This is a genomic window from Bacillus sp. SIMBA_005 (genome assembly GCF_046535585.1).
Classification (GTDB): Bacteria; Bacillota; Bacilli; order Bacillales; family Bacillaceae; genus Bacillus; species Bacillus pumilus.
On record NZ_JAWRWI010000989.1, the window covers coordinates 1 to 244 of the forward strand.

Consider the following 244-nt stretch of genomic DNA (forward strand, 5'->3'; position numbering starts at 1 on the left):
GATCGATTTTTGGAACGCGGATAAGACGTCATAATGCGCATCGCCGTTTTTATCATGGGTATAGCTTTTTTTCTGCAGACATTCTTCCGCTGTTTCCCGTGTAATCCGGATCGTGCCGTCGCTTGATTCCTTTGTGGAGAGCACGGCAAGCTCCAGTGCGTTCAAAGCGGAGCGGACGTCTCCTCCGCACCCTTGTGCGAAATGATCCATCGCGTCGTCGTCCACCGAAACGCTGTAGGAACCG

At 52.9% G+C, this 244-nt stretch carries 1 pseudogene; it reads right to left on the bottom strand.

Annotated features, from left to right (window positions below):
- A pseudogene (locus SB660_RS23055) lies at positions 1–244 on the bottom strand (recombinase RarA); the annotation flags it as partial.